Source organism: Rhodovastum atsumiense (assembly GCF_937425535.1).
Taxonomy (GTDB): domain Bacteria; phylum Pseudomonadota; class Alphaproteobacteria; order Acetobacterales; family Acetobacteraceae; genus Rhodovastum; species Rhodovastum atsumiense.
In genome coordinates, this window is record NZ_OW485601.1 from 5637997 (window position 1) to 5653404 (window position 15408).

Consider the following 15408-nt stretch of genomic DNA (forward strand, 5'->3'; position numbering starts at 1 on the left):
AATATTTGTGAAATTTCTAATGAAATGGATTAGCATTATTTGATGTTTACAGATATGCCGCGTGCAGCCAGTCAAAGGCTGCGCCGCAGCACAAACGCATTTTCGCGCTGCAGCACCATTTCGTGCCCCCGAAGTAACAACCCGAGACGCCACCGTTCCAGCGCGGCGCCGATTGGCCCCGCACGCGCAGCGGCCCTGCACGCAGCGGCATTGCCGGGCCGGGGCGCGCTCCGCAGCATCGGCGCATGGACAGAAGCCCGCCGCCTCGTCATGACCGGCTCGATGCGTTCGCGGTGGGTGTCATCACCCTGCTCTGCGCGCTGTGGGGGCTGCAGCAGGTGGCGGTGAAGGTGGCGATCACCGGCGGGCTGCCGCCGTTGCTGCAGGGCGGCATTCGTCATGTCGTCGCCGCCGCCCTGGTCTGGATGTTCGTGCGCGCCCGCGGCGGTGCCGGGGCCGCCCGAAGATTGTGGAGTATCGATTCCGCCATCGGCCCAGGCCTGGTGATCGCGGCGCTGTTCGCCCTGGAATTCATCGCCCTGCTGCCCGGGCTGAAGCTCACCACCGCCTCGCACGGCGTGCTGTTCCTCTACACCGCGCCATTCTTCACGGCCCTCGGCGTGCATGTGTTCCTGCCCGCCGAACGCCTGGACCGGCGGCAGGCGACCGGACTGGCAATCGCCTTCACCGGGGTGGTGGCGGCCTTCGCCGACGGGCTGACGGCGGGCGGAGGCAACCTCGTCGGCGACCTGCTCTGCCTCGCTGCCGGGGCCGCCTGGGGGGCGACCACCGTGGTGGTGAAAGCAAGTCCGTCCCTGATGCGCGCGGCCCCGGAGCGCGTGCTGTTCCTCCAGCTCGCCGGCTCGGTGCCGTTGATGGCGGCGGCCTCCCTGCTGGCCGGCGAGCGGCTCGACTGGCAGGCGACGACGCCCTTGGCCTGGACGGGGTTGTTCTATCAGACCGCGGTGGTGGCCTTCGCGAGCTACCTCGCCTGGTTCCGCCTGGTGCAGGTCTATCCGGCCGGACGCCTGGCCGGGTTCACCTTCCTCACGCCGCTGTTCGGGATCCTGGCGGGCGCGACGCTGCTGGGCGAGCATGCGAGCCTGGCATTGCTGGCCGGCCTGATCGCGATCGCGGTCGGGCTGCGGCTGATCAACAGCAAGGGACGACCGACATGACCGAAAACATGCCCATCCTGACGCGCCGGCGCATCGAGGCGGAGTTCGCGCAAGGCATCTTCGAGGAGCTCAAGGCCGAATTCGGCGAGGATGCCGCCCGGCGCGTTCTTTCCGCGGCGATCGTCAAGATGGCGCAGGCGACGGCCGCACGGATGGCCGCCGGGGCGCGGGGCGGGCCGAGCCTGGACAGCTTCCGCGCCATCCAGCACCTGTGGACCGCCGAGGACGCGCTGCGGACGGAGGTGCTGAAATCCACCCCGACCGAGTTCCATTTCAACGTGACGCGCTGCCGCTATGCCGAGATGTATCGCGAGATGGGGCTGGCGGAGCTGGGAGCGATCCTGTCCTGCAACCGCGACGGCGCGTTCTGCGAGGGCTACGACCCGAAGCTGAAAATGGAGCGCACCCAGACATTGATGAGCGGCGCCCCGCATTGCGACTTCCGCTATCGCTACGAGGCGGAAGCCCCGAAGGACAGCCCCGCCGACTGAGGCGCTATTTCGGCACCAGCACGGCCTCCGCCTCGACGGCAGCCTCCACCGGAACGTCCTCCGCCTCGGCGCTTGGCGGCGAGGTCGCATCGAGGGTCGCTTTCATGGTCGCCCGCAGCATCGGCATCGCGACCGGCGGCGCCGCATCGAGCCGCACCGAGCGGAAACTGTCGAAGCGCAGTCCCAGCAGCTCGGCGGCTTCCCCGGCGCGGCCGCGCAGGCCCGCCAGCGCCTGCCGGGTCGCCTCCTGGCGGGCGCGCCGGGCCGTCTCGGGCGCGAGCTGCCAGCCGAGCCGTTCCGTCGCCAGCCCCTTCGCCTGCAACGTGCCGACCAGCCGGAGCAGGGCCTCGCCATCGCGGCCACGCAGCTCCAGCGTCTGGGCAGCATGCCATTGCGGCGAGGTGGAGGCGGTGGGCTCGCGCGGGGTCTGGTCCCAGACCGCATAGCCGCCCGTCGCCACCGCGATCCCGGCAACCGCCCTGGCCTGCTCGATCGCCGCGGCCATGGCCGCGTTCACGCGGGCCTGGGCGGCGGCAGGCGTCTGGGCGGTCGCCTCGGCGCGCAGGACGGCGGTGATCTCATCGGGGCGGGCCAGGACGCGCGCCGTCTCCGACAGATGCAGCAGTGTTTCGGCCGCCGCCGCAGGCCCCGCCAGCGCCACCAGCAGCATCGGCACGAGAGAAAACCGCATGCACCCCTCAGCGTGAAAGTTTCGGCACCACGCCATCCTGCCCCTTGCTGTCGGCGGGCGGAAGGGCCGGGGTGGGGGCTCCGCTGAACGGCGTGTCGCCCGGGCCAGGGGCGATCCGCTCAGGCACCGGGGCCGTGGCCCCACCTTGCGGCGTCGGTGGCGGCACCGACGGCACCGGGGCGGGCGTGCTCTCCGGAACCGTGGCGGCGGGCGCGGGGCTGGCGGGGGACGCCCCGGGCTGCGGCGTCTGGGCGCGCGCGGCCGGCGCCACGGCCAGCAAGGCCATCAACAAGACTGCGTGCATCATGTCCCTCCGCCGGAGCAACGCCGACCAGGGGAAGCCGGTTCGCCCCCGGGTCGTGCGGCTGACGGAGGATCCGACCGATCCGGTTGCGGTTGTCGCAGGCGTGATGCGCATCCCGCGAAGCCGTTGGAGGGCGAAACCACTTCGGGGAGGTATAATTCCCGTAACGGCACCTCACAGGAGGATGTGCATGAGCGACCTGGCCGAGCCTCGCTTCGGAGGCGCCCCCTGGATCGGCCATCGCGCCGGCCTGGCCCGCAACTGGTGGGCGCTGGTCCTCCGCGGCATCGTGGCCATCCTGTTCGCGCTGCTGGCCTTCGCCGCACCCGGCGTGGTGGCGGGATCACTGGTGCTGATCCTCGGCATCTACCTGCTGGCCGACGGCGTGTTCGGCATCGTCGCCGCCATCCGCGCGATCAACCGGCAGGAACGCTGGGGCCTGCTGCTGCTGGAAGGCATCGCTGACCTCGGCCTCGGCCTGGTCGCGATCTTCCTGCCCGTGCTGACCCTGGTGGTGTGGATCTGGGCCCTCGCGGCCTGGGCCATCGTCACCGGCGTGCTGATGCTGGTCTCGGCCCTGCGGCTGGATTCCGGGCATGGCAACTGGCTGATGGGCCTGGGCGGAGTGGTCTCGGTCATCTGGGGCGGGCTGCTGCTGTTCTGCCCGATCACCGGCGCCCTGGCCCTGACCATCTGGCTTGGCGCCTACGCCTTGCTGTTCGGCATCTCCATGATCGCGCTCGGCCTGCGACTGCGGGCACGGCACCGGCAAGCCTGACAAAAAAGGCCAGGGCTTCGCCCCTGGACCGACCAAGGGCCACAAGGCCCTTGGACCCCATTCTCGCTGCGCGGCGGGGCGCTATGCCAGCATCGCCGCGATCGCCGCCGGGTCCACATCCTCCATGCGGGCTGGCGACCACCTGGGCTGACGATCCTTGTCGATCACCATCGCACGCACGCCCTCGGCGAAATCGGGATGGCGGGTCACATGGCGCGTCAGCTTCAGCTCGGCGGCCAGGGCCGCCCGCAGCGACAGGCCGCCCCCCCGCCGCATCGCGGCGAAGGACCAGAACACCGACGACGGCGACACCGTGCGTAGCGTCGCCAGCGTTTCCTGCGCCCAGTCGGTGTGCTCGTGCTGCAGCCGCTCGATGATCTCCGGCACGCTGGTCGCCCCGAAGCAGCGGTCGATGGCGGCGCGGTGCGGCGCCAGTGAGAAAGGCGGCAGCGTCTGCGCATGCGCGGCCACGGCGGCGACGCCATCGCGGGCAAGCTCCGTGCGCAGCGCCGGCAGGGCCGCCCGCGGCACGAAATGCGTGGCGATGCCGGCATGCACCGCCTCGGCCCCGGTCATGCGCGCCCCGGTCAGGCCAAGATAGGTGCCGAGCTCGCCGGGCAGGCGCGGCAGCATGAAGGTGGCGCCGACATCGGGGAACATGGCGATCGCCGTCTCGGGCATGGCGAACAACCCGGCCTCGGTGGTCACGCGCATCTGCCCGTGCACCGAGACGCCGATGCCGCCGCCCATGCAGATGCCGTCGATCAGCGCCACATAGGGCTTGGGATATTCGTCGATGGTAGCGTTGAGCGCGTATTCCTCGCGGAAGAACGCCTCGACCTCGTCGGTCCTGCCCTCGGCCATCAGACTGCGCACGGCACGGATGTCGCCGCCCGCGCAGAAGGCCCGCCCCCCCGCACCTTCGATGACGACCGCATGCACGGCGGGATCGTCACGCCATTCGTCCAGCGCCGCCTGCATCGCCCGCAGCATCGGCAGGTCCAGCGCGTTCAGCGCCTTCGGGCGGTTCAGCAGGATATGGCCGATGCGGCCATCCCGGTTGACGATGACGCTGGCATCGGACATGCGCGCGGAGCCCCCCTCGTGATCACCTGAGTGTCGCGAGGGGTGCTATAGCGCCGCTATCGCCGTGCGCCCAGATACCGGGCGGTCAGCGCCGCGAGGGTGATGCCGTACAGCTTGCGTCCCCCCACCATGCGCAGCGCCGGCCCGACCAGCGCCGCCATGGCCACCGTCTCCTGCAATTGCACGAGAGCGGTGTGCTTGACCTCTTCCGCCTCCCGCTCGATGCGGTCGGGACGGTCACGCAGGGCCAGCAGCCCGAGCACGACCATGATCACAACGTCGCCGCCGGCCACGATCAGCACCGCGGTGATCGGCTCGAAGCGCGGGACCAGGGCCAGCACGGCAGCGACGTGCAGGGCGGCGAGGGCCGCGATCAGGAAGATCCCGGCGACGGCCCCGAGGGCAGCGCGGATGGCAGTGCGCCGCCCCTGCCGGCGCAGGCGCAGGATCTCCGCCTGAGCGGCGACCCTGGCGAGGCTGACCGTCCGCATCGATCAGCGTGTCAGGCGGCCAAGGATGAATCCCACGCCTGCCGCGATCAGCACCGAGGTCAGCGGCATCTCGCGCACCCGTCCCGACACCGCCTCGGCCTGGTCGGTCACGACGTCCTGGGCCTGGCGGGCGATGTCCTGGGCGCGTCCGGCCGCGTCGCTGATCGCCGGATTTACGCGCTCGCGCATCAGCTGGTCGACCTGGCTGCGCAGCTGGCGGATCTGCTCACGTGCATCGGTGGCGGTGTCACTGAGCGTATCGGTTGGAGAAGCCATTGCGGGATGCTCCCTGTTTTCGGAAAGTCGGTCGCTGCAACGCGAATGCCGGACGAGGGGTTGCCGTGGCATCTCATCCCGTTACCGCCCTGCGTATGCCCTCGCGGCCGCCCCCGGCCACGCGCCAGGTCGCGGCGCTGCGCGAGGTCAGCCTGGCCGGACGTCGCCAGCCGGTGCTGCGGCGCCTCGGCCTGGAGATCGCCACCGGCGAGAGGCTGGCCCTGCTGGGGCCGGCGGGGGCGGGGAAAACCGCGGCTCTGATGCTGCTGTCGGGCTTCACACGGCCGGACACGGGTTCGGTGCTGCTGGGCGGGCGGGAAGCGGCCGACATCCCACCGGCGGCGCGTGAACTCGCCCTGGTGGGCCATGACGAGGTCCTGCTGCCGCATCTGGGCGTCGCCGGCAACATCGCCCTGCCGCTGGAACTGCGCTCCGGGCCGAGCGTGGGCCATGCCGACCGGGTCGGGCGGCTGATGGATGCGCTGCGCCTGGTTGGCCTCGCCGACCGCCGGCCCTGTGACCTGTCGGCCGAGCAGCGCGCGCGCACAGTGCTGGCGCGCGCGCTGGTGACGCAGCCGGGGCTGGTGCTGCTCGACGATCCCTGCGCGGGGCTCGATCCGTCGGCCCGGGCGGCGGTGCTGGCCGACCTTGCCCCGCTGCTGCAGGGCATGGCGGTGGTGCTGGCGACGCGCGACCCCGGCGATGCGTTGCACCTGGGCGGGCGCGTCGCCGTGCTGGAGGCCGGCGCGTTGCTGCAGGCCGGTCCGGTCCAGGAGGTCTACGATCAGCCCGACTCGTTGCGGGTCGCCCGCCTGCTGGGCGCCGCCAACCTGCTGCCGGGCCGGGTGGAGGCGGTGGAGGACGACATCGCCATCGTGCGGCTCGGCTGCGGCCTGACGGTGGAGGCGGCGGCGACGCCGGCCGCGGTGCCGGGACGCGATTGCCAGGTGTTCATCCGCCCGGAGCGCGTGGCGGTGGCGGCGGTGACGCCGGCGGACATGGGGGAGGGCGCCTTGCCGGCGCTGGTGGCCGGCATCGCTTGGCGGGGTGATCAAGTGCGGCTGTCGCTGCGCCTGGGGGCCGAGGGGCCGCGCCCGGCGGAGCTGATCGTGACCCGCCCGGCGGTGGTGCCGCTGGCCGGGCTGACCGCCGGCCAGCAGGTCGCCGTGGCCTGGCAGGCCGAGTACGCGCGCGTGCTGGCGCGCGAGGATCCCGTGATCGAATGATCGATCGTGACCGTTGCGGTGCCACACGGCCGGCGATACGGTCCGCCGCGCGCGCCGCCGGTCTCCGGCGCGGCCCGACGGAGTAACAGCATGACGCGCGCCCTTATTGCGGCCATCCTGATCGCCTTTGCCGCGCCGGTGCACGCAGAGGCCCGTGACCTGACCGTCGCCCTGGTTGCTGGTGGCCCGGTGCAGGGGCTGCGCCAGACCTATATCCTTCCCTTCCTCGCCACCGGCACCCCGGTGGTGACCGCCACGCGCCAGCCTGGTCTGGAGACGTTGCGCGACGCGGCGGCGCGGTGGGATGTGGTACAGCTCGGCGCAGCCACGCTGGCGGCGGCCTGCCAGGCCGGGCTGGTGGAAAAGCTCGACTGGGGCGCGATCGGCGGGCGCGACCGGATCCTGCCGCAGGCGGCGACCGAATGCGGCCAGGGTGCCTTCGCCCGGGCCACCGTGCTGTCATGGGACCGCGAGAAATTCCCCGGCACGCCGACCTGGCAGGATTTCTGGGACATCGCCAAGGTGCCCGGCAAGCGTGGCCTGCGCCGTTCGCCGCGAGGCACGCTGGAGATCGCGTTGCTCGGCGATGGCGTGGCGCCCAATGACGTCTATCGCCTGCTGCGCACCGAGGAAGGAAGCGACCGTGCCTTCCGCCGGCTCGACCAGTTGGCGCCCTATATCGTCTGGTGGGATGCGGCGGGCCGTGACGGGGCGCGTCTGCTGACTGCGGGCGAAGTGTTGATGACCAGCGCGCCGTCACAGGCGATCGCCCTGGCCAATCGGGGCGGGGCGCACAGTTTCGGCCTGCAATGGGCGGGTGAGCTGGTGGAGATCGAGTCCTGGGCGATCGTCAAGGGCAGTCCGAACCATGAGGCCGCCCGGCGTTTCCTCGACTTCGCCGGTGACCCGAAAGTACAGGCGCGGTTGCCGGCCGTGGCGGCGCTGGGCGCGGTGGCCAAGGGCGCGCAGGAGGGCCTGTCCCCCGAGCAGAGTGCTGTCTCGCCGACCGTGAATTCAGGGGCGGCGTTATTCGTCGACGAGGCGTTCTGGCGCGAGAATGGCGAGCGTCTGGGCAAGCGCTTCGATACCTGGGTCAGTCGGTGACGTTGATCCCACGAAAAAAGGAATGGGATCCAAGGGCCTTATGGCCCTTGGTGGAGGTCCAGGAGGCGAAGCCTCCTGGTGGGGTTTGGGGCAAAGCCCCAACGGATCCGGGGCGATGATCTGGCTGAACGGCATCGGCCTCGCTGTGGCGGCCACGTTGCTGTGTGCGCTTCCTGCCGTGCCGTTCGCTGTCCTGATCGCGCGCCTGCCCGTGCCGGTGGGAGCGGCGCTTTTAGCCCTGGCCCTGTTGCCGCCTTTGCTGCCGCTTCCCGGTTTTCCCGGGCAGGCGGCGGGGTTGCTGCCCTTCGTGGTGATCCCGCTGGCGTGGTCGGCAAGGCGCGTGACGCCGGCAATGTCGCGCATGGCCACCATTTCTGGCGCGACGATCGTGTCAAGGGTACGCCGCATCTGGCTGCCGCTGGTGGGGCCGGGCCTGGCGCTGGGCCTGTTGCTGGGGTTCGCCCGCGCGCTCGGTGGCAGCGATGACCTGAGGCTGCAGGGGCTTGGTGCCGTGTTGTTCGCGGCCTCCGCCTATCCGTTGCTGGGTGCGCTGCTGCACCGGAGCGACTGATGCCTCCGCAGGCCGTGGTGAATTTTGAGGCCGTGACGCAGGGCACCACCACCGTGCTGACCCTGCGCGGCCATCTCGACATCGATGGGGCCGGCCGCCTGTGGACCGAGGCGACCCGGCGGGCAGGTGAGGGCACGGTCGTCGATCTGGCGGCGCTGGCGGGCTGCGACAGTGCCGGCGCGGCCTTGCTGGTGGCGATCGAACGCCGCGGCGGCCGGCTGGAGAGCGCCAGCGCGCAGGTCGCCGCGATGCTGGGGCGGGCGCGCAACGCCCTGCAGGAGCCGCCCCCCGTGCCAACGGCGCCGCCAACCCCCTGGTACGTAACGCTGCGCCATGGCCTGGACGCCATGGCCGATGGTTTCGCCTATCTGGGGGAAGCGGTGCTGGCCCTGCTGGCCCTGCCGCGCCGGCTGCGCCAGTTCCGCCGGATCGACCTGCTGCGCACGGCCGATCAGGCAGGGGTGCGCGCGGTGCCGCTGATCCTGCTGCTCGGCGTGCTGATGGGGCTGATCCTGGCGTTCCAGTCGCTGATCCCGATGCGTCGCTTCGGCGCCGACATTTTCGTCGCCAATCTGGTGGCGATCAGTCTGCTGCGCGAGCTGGGGCCGCTGCTGGCGGCGGTGGTGCTGGCCGGCCGGTCCGGCTCGGCCTTCGCCGCCGAGATCGGCACCATGAAGGTCAACGAGGAGATCGATGCGTTGACCACCATGGGGGTCGATCCCATGACCATGCTGGTGCTGCCGCGGCTGTCGGCGGCGATGCTGGTGATGCCGGTGCTGACCGTGCTGCTGGAACTCGCCGGGCTGGTGGGCATGACCCTGGTGCTGGTCGCCTCCGGCATTCCCCTCGTTGCCGTGGGCAACCAGGTGGCGCAATGGGTGCGGCCGCAGGATTTCTATGGCGGGTTGGCCAAGGCGGTGGTGTTCGGGGCGGTGGTGGCGGCGATCGGGTGCCGGGCCGGGCTGGCGGCGGGGGTAGGGCCGCGCGCGGTCGGGCAGGCGGCCACGGCCGCCGTGGTGGGCGGCATCGTCGCCACGATCGTCCTCGATGGGGTGTTCGCCGTGCTGTTCTACCGGCTCGGGCTGTGACGGCCCCGGTCCTGCTGGGCAGCCGGCTGGCCCAACGCTTCGGCTCCCGCACGATCTACCGCGACGTGAGCTTCGCGGTGCAGCCGGGCGAAGTGTTCGTCATCCTCGGCGGATCGGGGTGCGGCAAGTCGACGCTGCTGCGCCAGGCGATCGGGCTGCTGCCGCCGGCCGAAGGGCAGGTGGAACTTTTCGGCGAAAATCTCTATTCCGTTTCATCCGAAACGCGCGCCGCGCTGCTCCGGCGGGTCGGCGTGATGTTCCAGTCGGGGGCCCTGTTCGGCAGCATGACGCTGCTGGAGAATGTGATGCTGCCGTTGGAGATCCATACCGGGCTGCCCCCGGCCGCGCGCCGCGACGTTGCGCGGTTGAAACTCGGGCTGGTCGGGCTGGCCGATGCCGCCGGCCGGCTGCCCGCCGAGATCTCCGGCGGCATGGCCAAGCGCGCGGCGATCGCGCGGGCGCTGGCGCTCGATCCGCCGCTGCTGTTCCTCGACGAACCTTCGGCCGGGCTCGATCCGGTCACTTCGGCCGGGCTCGACCGGCTGATCCTGGATTTGCGGCGTGACCTCGGCCTGACCTTCGTGGTGGTGACGCATGAATTGGCCTCGATCCTGGCCATTGCCGATCGCTGCCTGATGCTCGACCGCGCCGCGCAAGGGGTGATCGCCACCGGCGACCCGCGGCGCCTGCGCGAGGAAAGCGAGGTGCCGATGGTGCGTGCCTTCTTCCGCCGCGAGGCGGCATGAGCGGGACACGCGGTACTTTCCTGCGCGTGGGCCTGCTGCTGGCGACCGGGATCGCGGTCGCGGTCGGGCTGGCGCTGTTCCTGGGCGGCAACCGCATCCGCAACGGCCAGATCTACGAGACCTATTTCAACGAAAGCGTGCAGGGGCTGAATATCGGCGCGCCGGTGAAGTTCCGCGGTGTTTCGCTCGGCGAGGTGACCGAGATCGGGCTGGTGAGCGCGGTCTATCTCGATAACCAGCCGGTGGACGTGAACCGGCCCACCGACGCCCTGGTCTATGTGCGCTACATGCTGGACCTGCAGCGCGTCGGCCGGGTGCAGGACGGCGCCGCCGTGGTCCGCGGCGGGCTGCGCGCCCGGCTGGCCAACCAGGGCATCACCGGGCTCGCCTATATCGAACTGGACTTCGTCGATCCCCGGCTGTTCCCGGAGATCACGGTGCCGTGGCGGCCGCACTATCCCGAGATCCCGTCGATGCCCAGCACCATCGTGCAGGTGCAGGACGCGGCGCAGGCGCTGCTGGCGCGGATCAATTCCATCGACCTCGTCGCCCTCGGCCACACCACCCAGACGGTGCTGGACGATGTCCACCGCCAGCTCACCGAGGGCGAGGCGCAGCAGGCGCTGGTGGCGGCGACCGAGCTGATGCACACGCTGCGCGGCACGGTCGAGGCGGCGCAGGTCCCGGCGCTGGCGGCCGAGTTGCAGGCGACCGCGGCGGCGCTGCGGCGGACGCTGAGCGGGCCGCAGAGCAAGGAGACGATGGCCGCCGTCGCGCGTGCGGCCAATCGCTTCGCCGAGGTCGCGTCCCGCCTGCCGGCGCTGGTGGTGGCGCTGGAAGCGGTGGTGCGCCGCTCCAACACCGGGATCGTCGATTTGCAGGCCGAACTGGCGCCGGTGCTGCGCGATGCGCGGGCGGCCACCGCCAATCTGCGCGAGACCACCGAAACGCTGCGACGCTACCCGGCCGGGGCACTGCTGGGCGGACCGCCGCCACGGGAGAACGGCCGATGAGCCAGGCAGGACCCGCCCACGACATCGCACCGGCGACGCCCCGGCGCGCGGCGCTCGGCCTGCTGCTGGCCCTGGCCGGCTGCGGCCTGGCCACGCGCCCCTATGCCGAGCGCCGGCAATGGCCGCTGCGCGTGCGCCGCCCGCAGGCGCTGCCGCCGCCGGCGCGCGGCCCGGTGCTGCTGATCCGCGACCTCGCCGCCGGTCCCGGGCTGGAGGCGCGCGGCCTGCAGTCGATCGCGGCGGACGGCAGCATCCGCACGGAATTCTACGAGGAATGGTCGGTCCCGCCGGCGCAGGCGGTGCAGGAAGCGGTGCGGGCGTGGCTGGCCGAGGCGGGGCTGTTCCAGGCGGTCATCCTCTCCGGCAGCCGGCTCGGCGCCGATCTGGTGCTGGAGGGAGAGCTGACCGCGCTCTGGACCCTGCCGGCGCAGAATCGCGCGCATGCGGCCCTGGGCCTGACCGTGCTGCGCCAGTTGCCGGTGGAGGCCGGCCTGTTGCTGCAGACCCGGCTGGAAGCGGATGCGCCCCTGGCCGCGGCCACCCCGCAGGCCAGCGCCCAGGCCATGGAAGCCGCGGTTGCCGGCCTCTGCGGTCAGGTCGAGGCGGCGCTGCGGACGGCACGAATTCGCTGATACGGGTCAGCCGACCGGAACGGGCAGGGCCGGCGGCGCGAAAGCCGGATCGCCGGCAGTCAGGCTCAGCGAGGCAGGCGGCAGGGTGGTGACCTGCTCGGCACTGACCCGGTGCACCAGTGCCCCAAGATGTGGCGGCAACGGGGCGTCCCGCCACGGCGCCGCTGCCAGCGCCGCCTTGATGTCGCGATAGCCCGCGGATCGGTGGGTGGCGATCGAGGCGCGGGAGAATTCGGCGTCGCTGTAGGGGATTGCGGCCGAGGCCTGCTGGTAGGTGACGTGGACGAAATCGAGGCGCCCCATGGCCGGCGCCGCTTCCTCGGCAATGGAAGCGGCTGCGGGGCCACCGGCTGTCTTCAGGGTCCGCAGCGCATGGCAGAGATTGACCTTGGTGGCGGCGGCATCGATGGCGCGCGGAGTGCGGCTCGCGTACTGGATCTGCTTGGCCCGCCAGATCGCCTCGGCGATGTTGCGCGGCACCGGACCAGGGCCGGACCACAGGTCGAGCATGAACACCACGCGGTGGACCGGCGCCGGGTCGTTGAGCACCGCGTCGAGCGGGGTGTTCGCCACGCAGGCCCCGTCCCAGTAATAGCCGCCCTCGACCGCAGTGGCCGCAAAGGCCGGAGGCAGGGAACCGCTGGCGAGCACATGCTCAGGCCCGATGCGCCGGTCGCGGTTGTCGAAGAAGGTCAGCCGGCCGTCCGCGATGTCGGTAACCCCCAGGCTGAGCCGGACAGTGGGGGTGTTGATCGTGTCGAAATCGGCGAAGCGTACCAGCGTGAACAGCAGCGGGTTGGTGTCGTAGAAGCTGACGGATTGCGGGTCCGAATCGGGTGCGAGCCACGGATTGAACGGGCGGGGAAGGAAGAAATTGGGCTGCCCGAACAGCAACGCCTCGCCGAAATTGGCCCAGTTCTGGGCGATCCGCAGTGCCTGCAGGCCGGAGCGCGGCACCACTTCCGGTCGCGAGATCGCCTCCCAGAAATCCAGCATGCGGGCCACGCGCTGCTCCGGCGGCGAACCGGCGATCAGCGCCCCGTTCACCGCGCCGATCGAGATGGCGCACACCCAGTCGGGATGCAGTCCCGCTTCGGCAAGCGCCTCATAGGCACCGATATGATAGGAGCCCAGCGCCCCGCCGCCCTGCAGCACGAGCACGATCTCCGGCCGGCCGGGAGGCGGGATGTGATGGTGGGTGGCGGTTGGTGGGCCACCAATGCCGGATCCCCCGGCGGCACGCTTGCTGTTCATGAATCGCCTCCCCCCTGTCCCCTGGCCGCGATACATCGAAGATAAGAGGGGGGCGAGCGCCGCCGAGCGGGATTTCGGCGCCGTGCACATCGTTTCAGACTGAACTTTACGTGACGGGGCCGGACGCGACCGCTCCCGGCCCCAATCGCGTCAGGCGGCGCGGGCGGTGGCCAGCGCCTGCCACACGCGCTCGGGTGTCGCGGGCATGTCGATATGGTCGACGCCGAGCGGCGCGAGCGCATCGACGATGGCGTTGATCACCGCAGGCGGGCTGCCGACCGCCCCCGCTTCGCCCGCGCCCTTCACGCCGAGCGGATTGGTGCCGCAGGGCACCTCGATGAGATCGACCTCGATGTCCGGCAGGTCGGCGGCGCGGGGCAGGGCGTAGTCCATGAAGCTGCCCGACAGCAATTGCCCGGACTGCGGATCGTAGGCGGTCCGCTCCAGCACCGCCTGCCCGAAGCCCTGGGCGACGCCGCCATGCACCTGCCCGCGCACGATCAGCGGGTTCACCGCACGGCCGACATCGTCGGTCACGGAATAGCGCTGCACCTGCACCGTGCCGGTCTCCGGGTCGATCTCGACCTCGGCGATGTGGCAGCCATTGGGGAAGGTATGGGCCGAGATCTGCGCCACCTCGGCGGCGTCGAGCGTGGTGACGTCCTGGCCCTGCCGCGCCCGCGCCCGCTGGGTTTGTGCCAGCTCCAGGATGTCGATGCCGCGGTCGGTGCCGACGATCGCGAACCGGCCGGCTTCGAAGACGATGTCGGCAGGGGATGCCTCCAGGGCTTCCGAGGCCGCCTTGCGCCCTCTCTCGATCACCGTCGCGGCGGTGGCGAGGATCGCCTGGCCCTCGGAATAGAGGCTGCGCGCCCCACCGGTGCCGCCGCCTTCCGGGATGGTATCGGTGTCGCCCTGGCGGATGCGCACCTTTTCTCCCGGCACGCCGAGGCGATCGACGGTGAGCTGCACATAGGCGGTCTCGTGTCCCTGGCCAGTGGACTGGGTGCCGACATAGACATCGACGAAACCGTCCTCGGCGAAGCGGATCTCGGCCCGTTCGCTGGACGCACCGCCGGTGGCTTCCAGGTAGTAGGACAGGCCGATGCCCCGGCGCCGGCCACGTGCTGCGGCCTCGGCCCGGCGCGCCTCGAACCCGGCCCAGTCCATGTTGCGCAGCGCCGCGTCCAGCACGGTGCGGAAATCGCCTGAATCATAGACCTTGCCGACCGGCGTGGTGTGCGGCATCGCCTCCGGTCCGACCATGTTGCGGCGGCGCAATTCCGCGCGGTCGATCTTCAGCTCGCGCGCGGCGTGGTCGATCAGGCGCTCCACCAGGTAGTTGGCCTCCGGCCGCCCGGCGCCGCGATAGGCATCGACCGGAACGGTGTGGGTGAACACGCCGATCACGTTGGCGTAGACCGCCTGGAAGCCATAAACGCCGGCGAGCACGCCGGTGCCGGCCAGCGTGGGAATGAACGGCGCGTAGTTGGAGAGATAAGCGCCCATGTTGGCGATGTTGCGCGTGCGCAGCGCCAGGAATTTCCCCTCCGCGTCCAGCGCGAGTTCGCCCAGGGTGATGTTGTCGCGGCCATGCGTGTCGGCGAGGAAGGCCTCGCTGCGCTCGCTGGTCCACTTCACCGGCCGGCCCAGCCTGCGGGCCGCGTAGCAGGTCAGCACGTGTTCCGGATAGAGGAACAGCTTCATGCCGAAGCCGCCGCCGACATCGGGGGTGATGATGCGGAACCGGTCCGCCCCGACCTTGAAGATGTCATCGCCGAGCATCTGCTTGATGCCCCAGCCGCCCTGCGTGTTGGCCCGCAGGGTGAAACGGCCCGTCGCGGCATCGTACTCGGCGCAGGCCGCGCGCGCTTCCATCGAGGCGACGACGATGCGGTTGTTGACCACGGTCAGGCGGGAGACATGGGCGGCCTGGCGGAACAACGCCTCGACCTTGTCCTTCTGGCCGATCTCCCAGTCGAAGCAGACATTGTTGCGCGCGCCCTCCCAGACCTGCGGCGCGCCGGGCTCCATGGCGGCGCCGGGATCGGTGATCGCGGGCAAGGTGTCATAATCGACCAGGATGGCTTCGGCCCCGTCGCGGGCGGCCTGTGCCGTTTCGGCCACGACGAAGGCGACCGGATCGCCGACATGGCGGACCGCGCCATCGGCCAGGGCCGGACGCGGCGGCGAATACTGTTGCGAGCCGTCGCGATTCTTCAGGCTGATGGCACAAGGAATGCCACCCAGGCCATCGGCCTTGAGATCGGCGGCGGTGATGACGGCCAGCACGCCCGGGGTCGCCTCGGCCGCCGCGACATCGATCGACAGGATCCGCGCCGCCGCATGCGGGCTGCGCAGCACCACGCCATGCACCGTGCCGGGAAGCTGGATGTCATCGGTATAGGCACCATGGCCCTTCAGCAGACGCGGGTCCTCGACACGACGGACGGACTGGGCGACGCCGAATTTGGTCATA

The 15408-nt window shown here is 71.0% G+C and carries 17 protein-coding genes; 10 read left to right on the forward strand and 7 right to left on the reverse strand.

Translation table 11 applies throughout. The features are described 5' to 3' along the window. The first annotated feature begins 245 nt into the window (after positions 1-245). Positions 246-1178, forward strand: coding sequence for a DMT family transporter (locus NBY65_RS25415; RefSeq protein ID WP_150041215.1), 933 nt, complete (start codon positions 246-248; stop codon positions 1176-1178). After that, positions 1175-1669 (forward strand): L-2-amino-thiazoline-4-carboxylic acid hydrolase, encoded by a 495-nt coding sequence (locus NBY65_RS25420; RefSeq protein WP_150041216.1) that lies wholly within the window; start codon positions 1175-1177, stop codon positions 1667-1669. The genes NBY65_RS25415 and NBY65_RS25420 overlap by 4 nt, the downstream gene beginning before the upstream one ends. Positions 1670-1673: 4 nt before the next feature. Here NBY65_RS25420 and NBY65_RS25425 read toward each other — a convergent pair whose 3' ends face one another. Next, positions 1674-2360, reverse strand: a complete 687-nt coding sequence (locus tag NBY65_RS25425; RefSeq protein ID WP_162530567.1) for an SIMPL domain-containing protein — start codon at positions 2358-2360, stop codon at positions 1674-1676. Positions 2361-2367: 7 nt separating this feature from the next. Continuing rightward, positions 2368-2667 carry a hypothetical protein gene (locus tag NBY65_RS25430; protein ID WP_150041218.1) on the reverse strand — a complete coding sequence of 100 codons (300 nt, stop codon included), beginning with the start codon at positions 2665-2667 and terminating at the stop codon, positions 2368-2370. Between the two features lie 187 nt (positions 2668-2854). Between NBY65_RS25430 and NBY65_RS25435 the strand changes: the two genes are divergently transcribed. Further along, on the forward strand, positions 2855-3442 hold the full coding sequence (locus NBY65_RS25435) for an HdeD family acid-resistance protein (RefSeq protein ID WP_150041219.1): 588 nt from the start codon (positions 2855-2857) through the stop codon (positions 3440-3442). 81 nt (positions 3443-3523) lie between these two features. Here NBY65_RS25435 and NBY65_RS25440 read toward each other — a convergent pair whose 3' ends face one another. From NBY65_RS25440 to NBY65_RS25450, 3 genes are read right to left on the reverse strand one after another with little or no spacing between them, the layout of a single operon-like run. Beyond that, the gene (locus NBY65_RS25440; protein ID WP_150041220.1) at positions 3524-4528 is read right to left on the reverse strand and encodes an enoyl-CoA hydratase/isomerase family protein; all 1005 of its coding nucleotides are present in this window, start codon (positions 4526-4528) and stop codon (positions 3524-3526) included. Between the two features lie 56 nt (positions 4529-4584). Further along, positions 4585-5019 (reverse strand): phage holin family protein, encoded by a 435-nt coding sequence (locus NBY65_RS25445; protein WP_150041221.1) that lies wholly within the window; start codon positions 5017-5019, stop codon positions 4585-4587. Positions 5020-5022: 3 nt separating this feature from the next. Beyond that, positions 5023-5295: a DUF883 family protein gene (locus NBY65_RS25450; protein ID WP_162530568.1), complete on the reverse strand. Its 273-nt coding sequence runs from the start codon at positions 5293-5295 to the stop codon at positions 5023-5025. A gap of 65 nt (positions 5296-5360) precedes the next feature. Between NBY65_RS25450 and NBY65_RS25455 the strand changes: the two genes are divergently transcribed. From NBY65_RS25455 to NBY65_RS25485, 7 genes are all read left to right on the forward strand, one after another. Further along, positions 5361-6521 (forward strand): ABC transporter ATP-binding protein, encoded by a 1161-nt coding sequence (locus NBY65_RS25455; RefSeq protein WP_150041223.1) that lies wholly within the window; start codon positions 5361-5363, stop codon positions 6519-6521. A 90-nt stretch (positions 6522-6611) separates the two neighbouring features. Beyond that, a complete protein-coding gene (locus NBY65_RS25460) occupies positions 6612-7625 on the forward strand; it encodes an extracellular solute-binding protein (RefSeq protein ID WP_150041224.1) in 1014 nt (337 codons plus the stop codon). Positions 7626-7740: 115 nt separating this feature from the next. Further along, positions 7741-8196 (forward strand): hypothetical protein, encoded by a 456-nt coding sequence (locus NBY65_RS25465; protein WP_150041225.1) that lies wholly within the window; start codon positions 7741-7743, stop codon positions 8194-8196. Then, positions 8196-9284: an ABC transporter permease gene (locus tag NBY65_RS25470; protein ID WP_150041226.1), complete on the forward strand. Its 1089-nt coding sequence runs from the start codon at positions 8196-8198 to the stop codon at positions 9282-9284. Before NBY65_RS25465 ends, NBY65_RS25470 begins: the two co-directional genes overlap by 1 nt. Next, positions 9281-10030, forward strand: coding sequence for an ABC transporter ATP-binding protein (locus tag NBY65_RS25475; protein WP_203330498.1), 750 nt, complete (start codon positions 9281-9283; stop codon positions 10028-10030). The genes NBY65_RS25470 and NBY65_RS25475 overlap by 4 nt, the downstream gene beginning before the upstream one ends. Further along, on the forward strand, positions 10027-11043 hold the full coding sequence (locus NBY65_RS25480) for an MlaD family protein (RefSeq protein ID WP_150041227.1): 1017 nt from the start codon (positions 10027-10029) through the stop codon (positions 11041-11043). Before NBY65_RS25475 ends, NBY65_RS25480 begins: the two co-directional genes overlap by 4 nt. Next, a complete protein-coding gene (locus NBY65_RS25485) occupies positions 11040-11675 on the forward strand; it encodes an ABC-type transport auxiliary lipoprotein family protein (protein ID WP_150041228.1) in 636 nt (211 codons plus the stop codon). Before NBY65_RS25480 ends, NBY65_RS25485 begins: the two co-directional genes overlap by 4 nt. 6 nt (positions 11676-11681) lie before the next feature. Here NBY65_RS25485 and NBY65_RS25490 read toward each other — a convergent pair whose 3' ends face one another. After that, positions 11682-12929 carry a patatin-like phospholipase family protein gene (locus tag NBY65_RS25490; RefSeq protein WP_162530569.1) on the reverse strand — a complete coding sequence of 416 codons (1248 nt, stop codon included), beginning with the start codon at positions 12927-12929 and terminating at the stop codon, positions 11682-11684. Between the two features lie 150 nt (positions 12930-13079). Further along, a complete protein-coding gene (locus tag NBY65_RS25495) occupies positions 13080-15407 on the reverse strand; it encodes a xanthine dehydrogenase family protein molybdopterin-binding subunit (protein WP_150041230.1) in 2328 nt (775 codons plus the stop codon). Position 15408 lies beyond the last annotated feature (1 nt).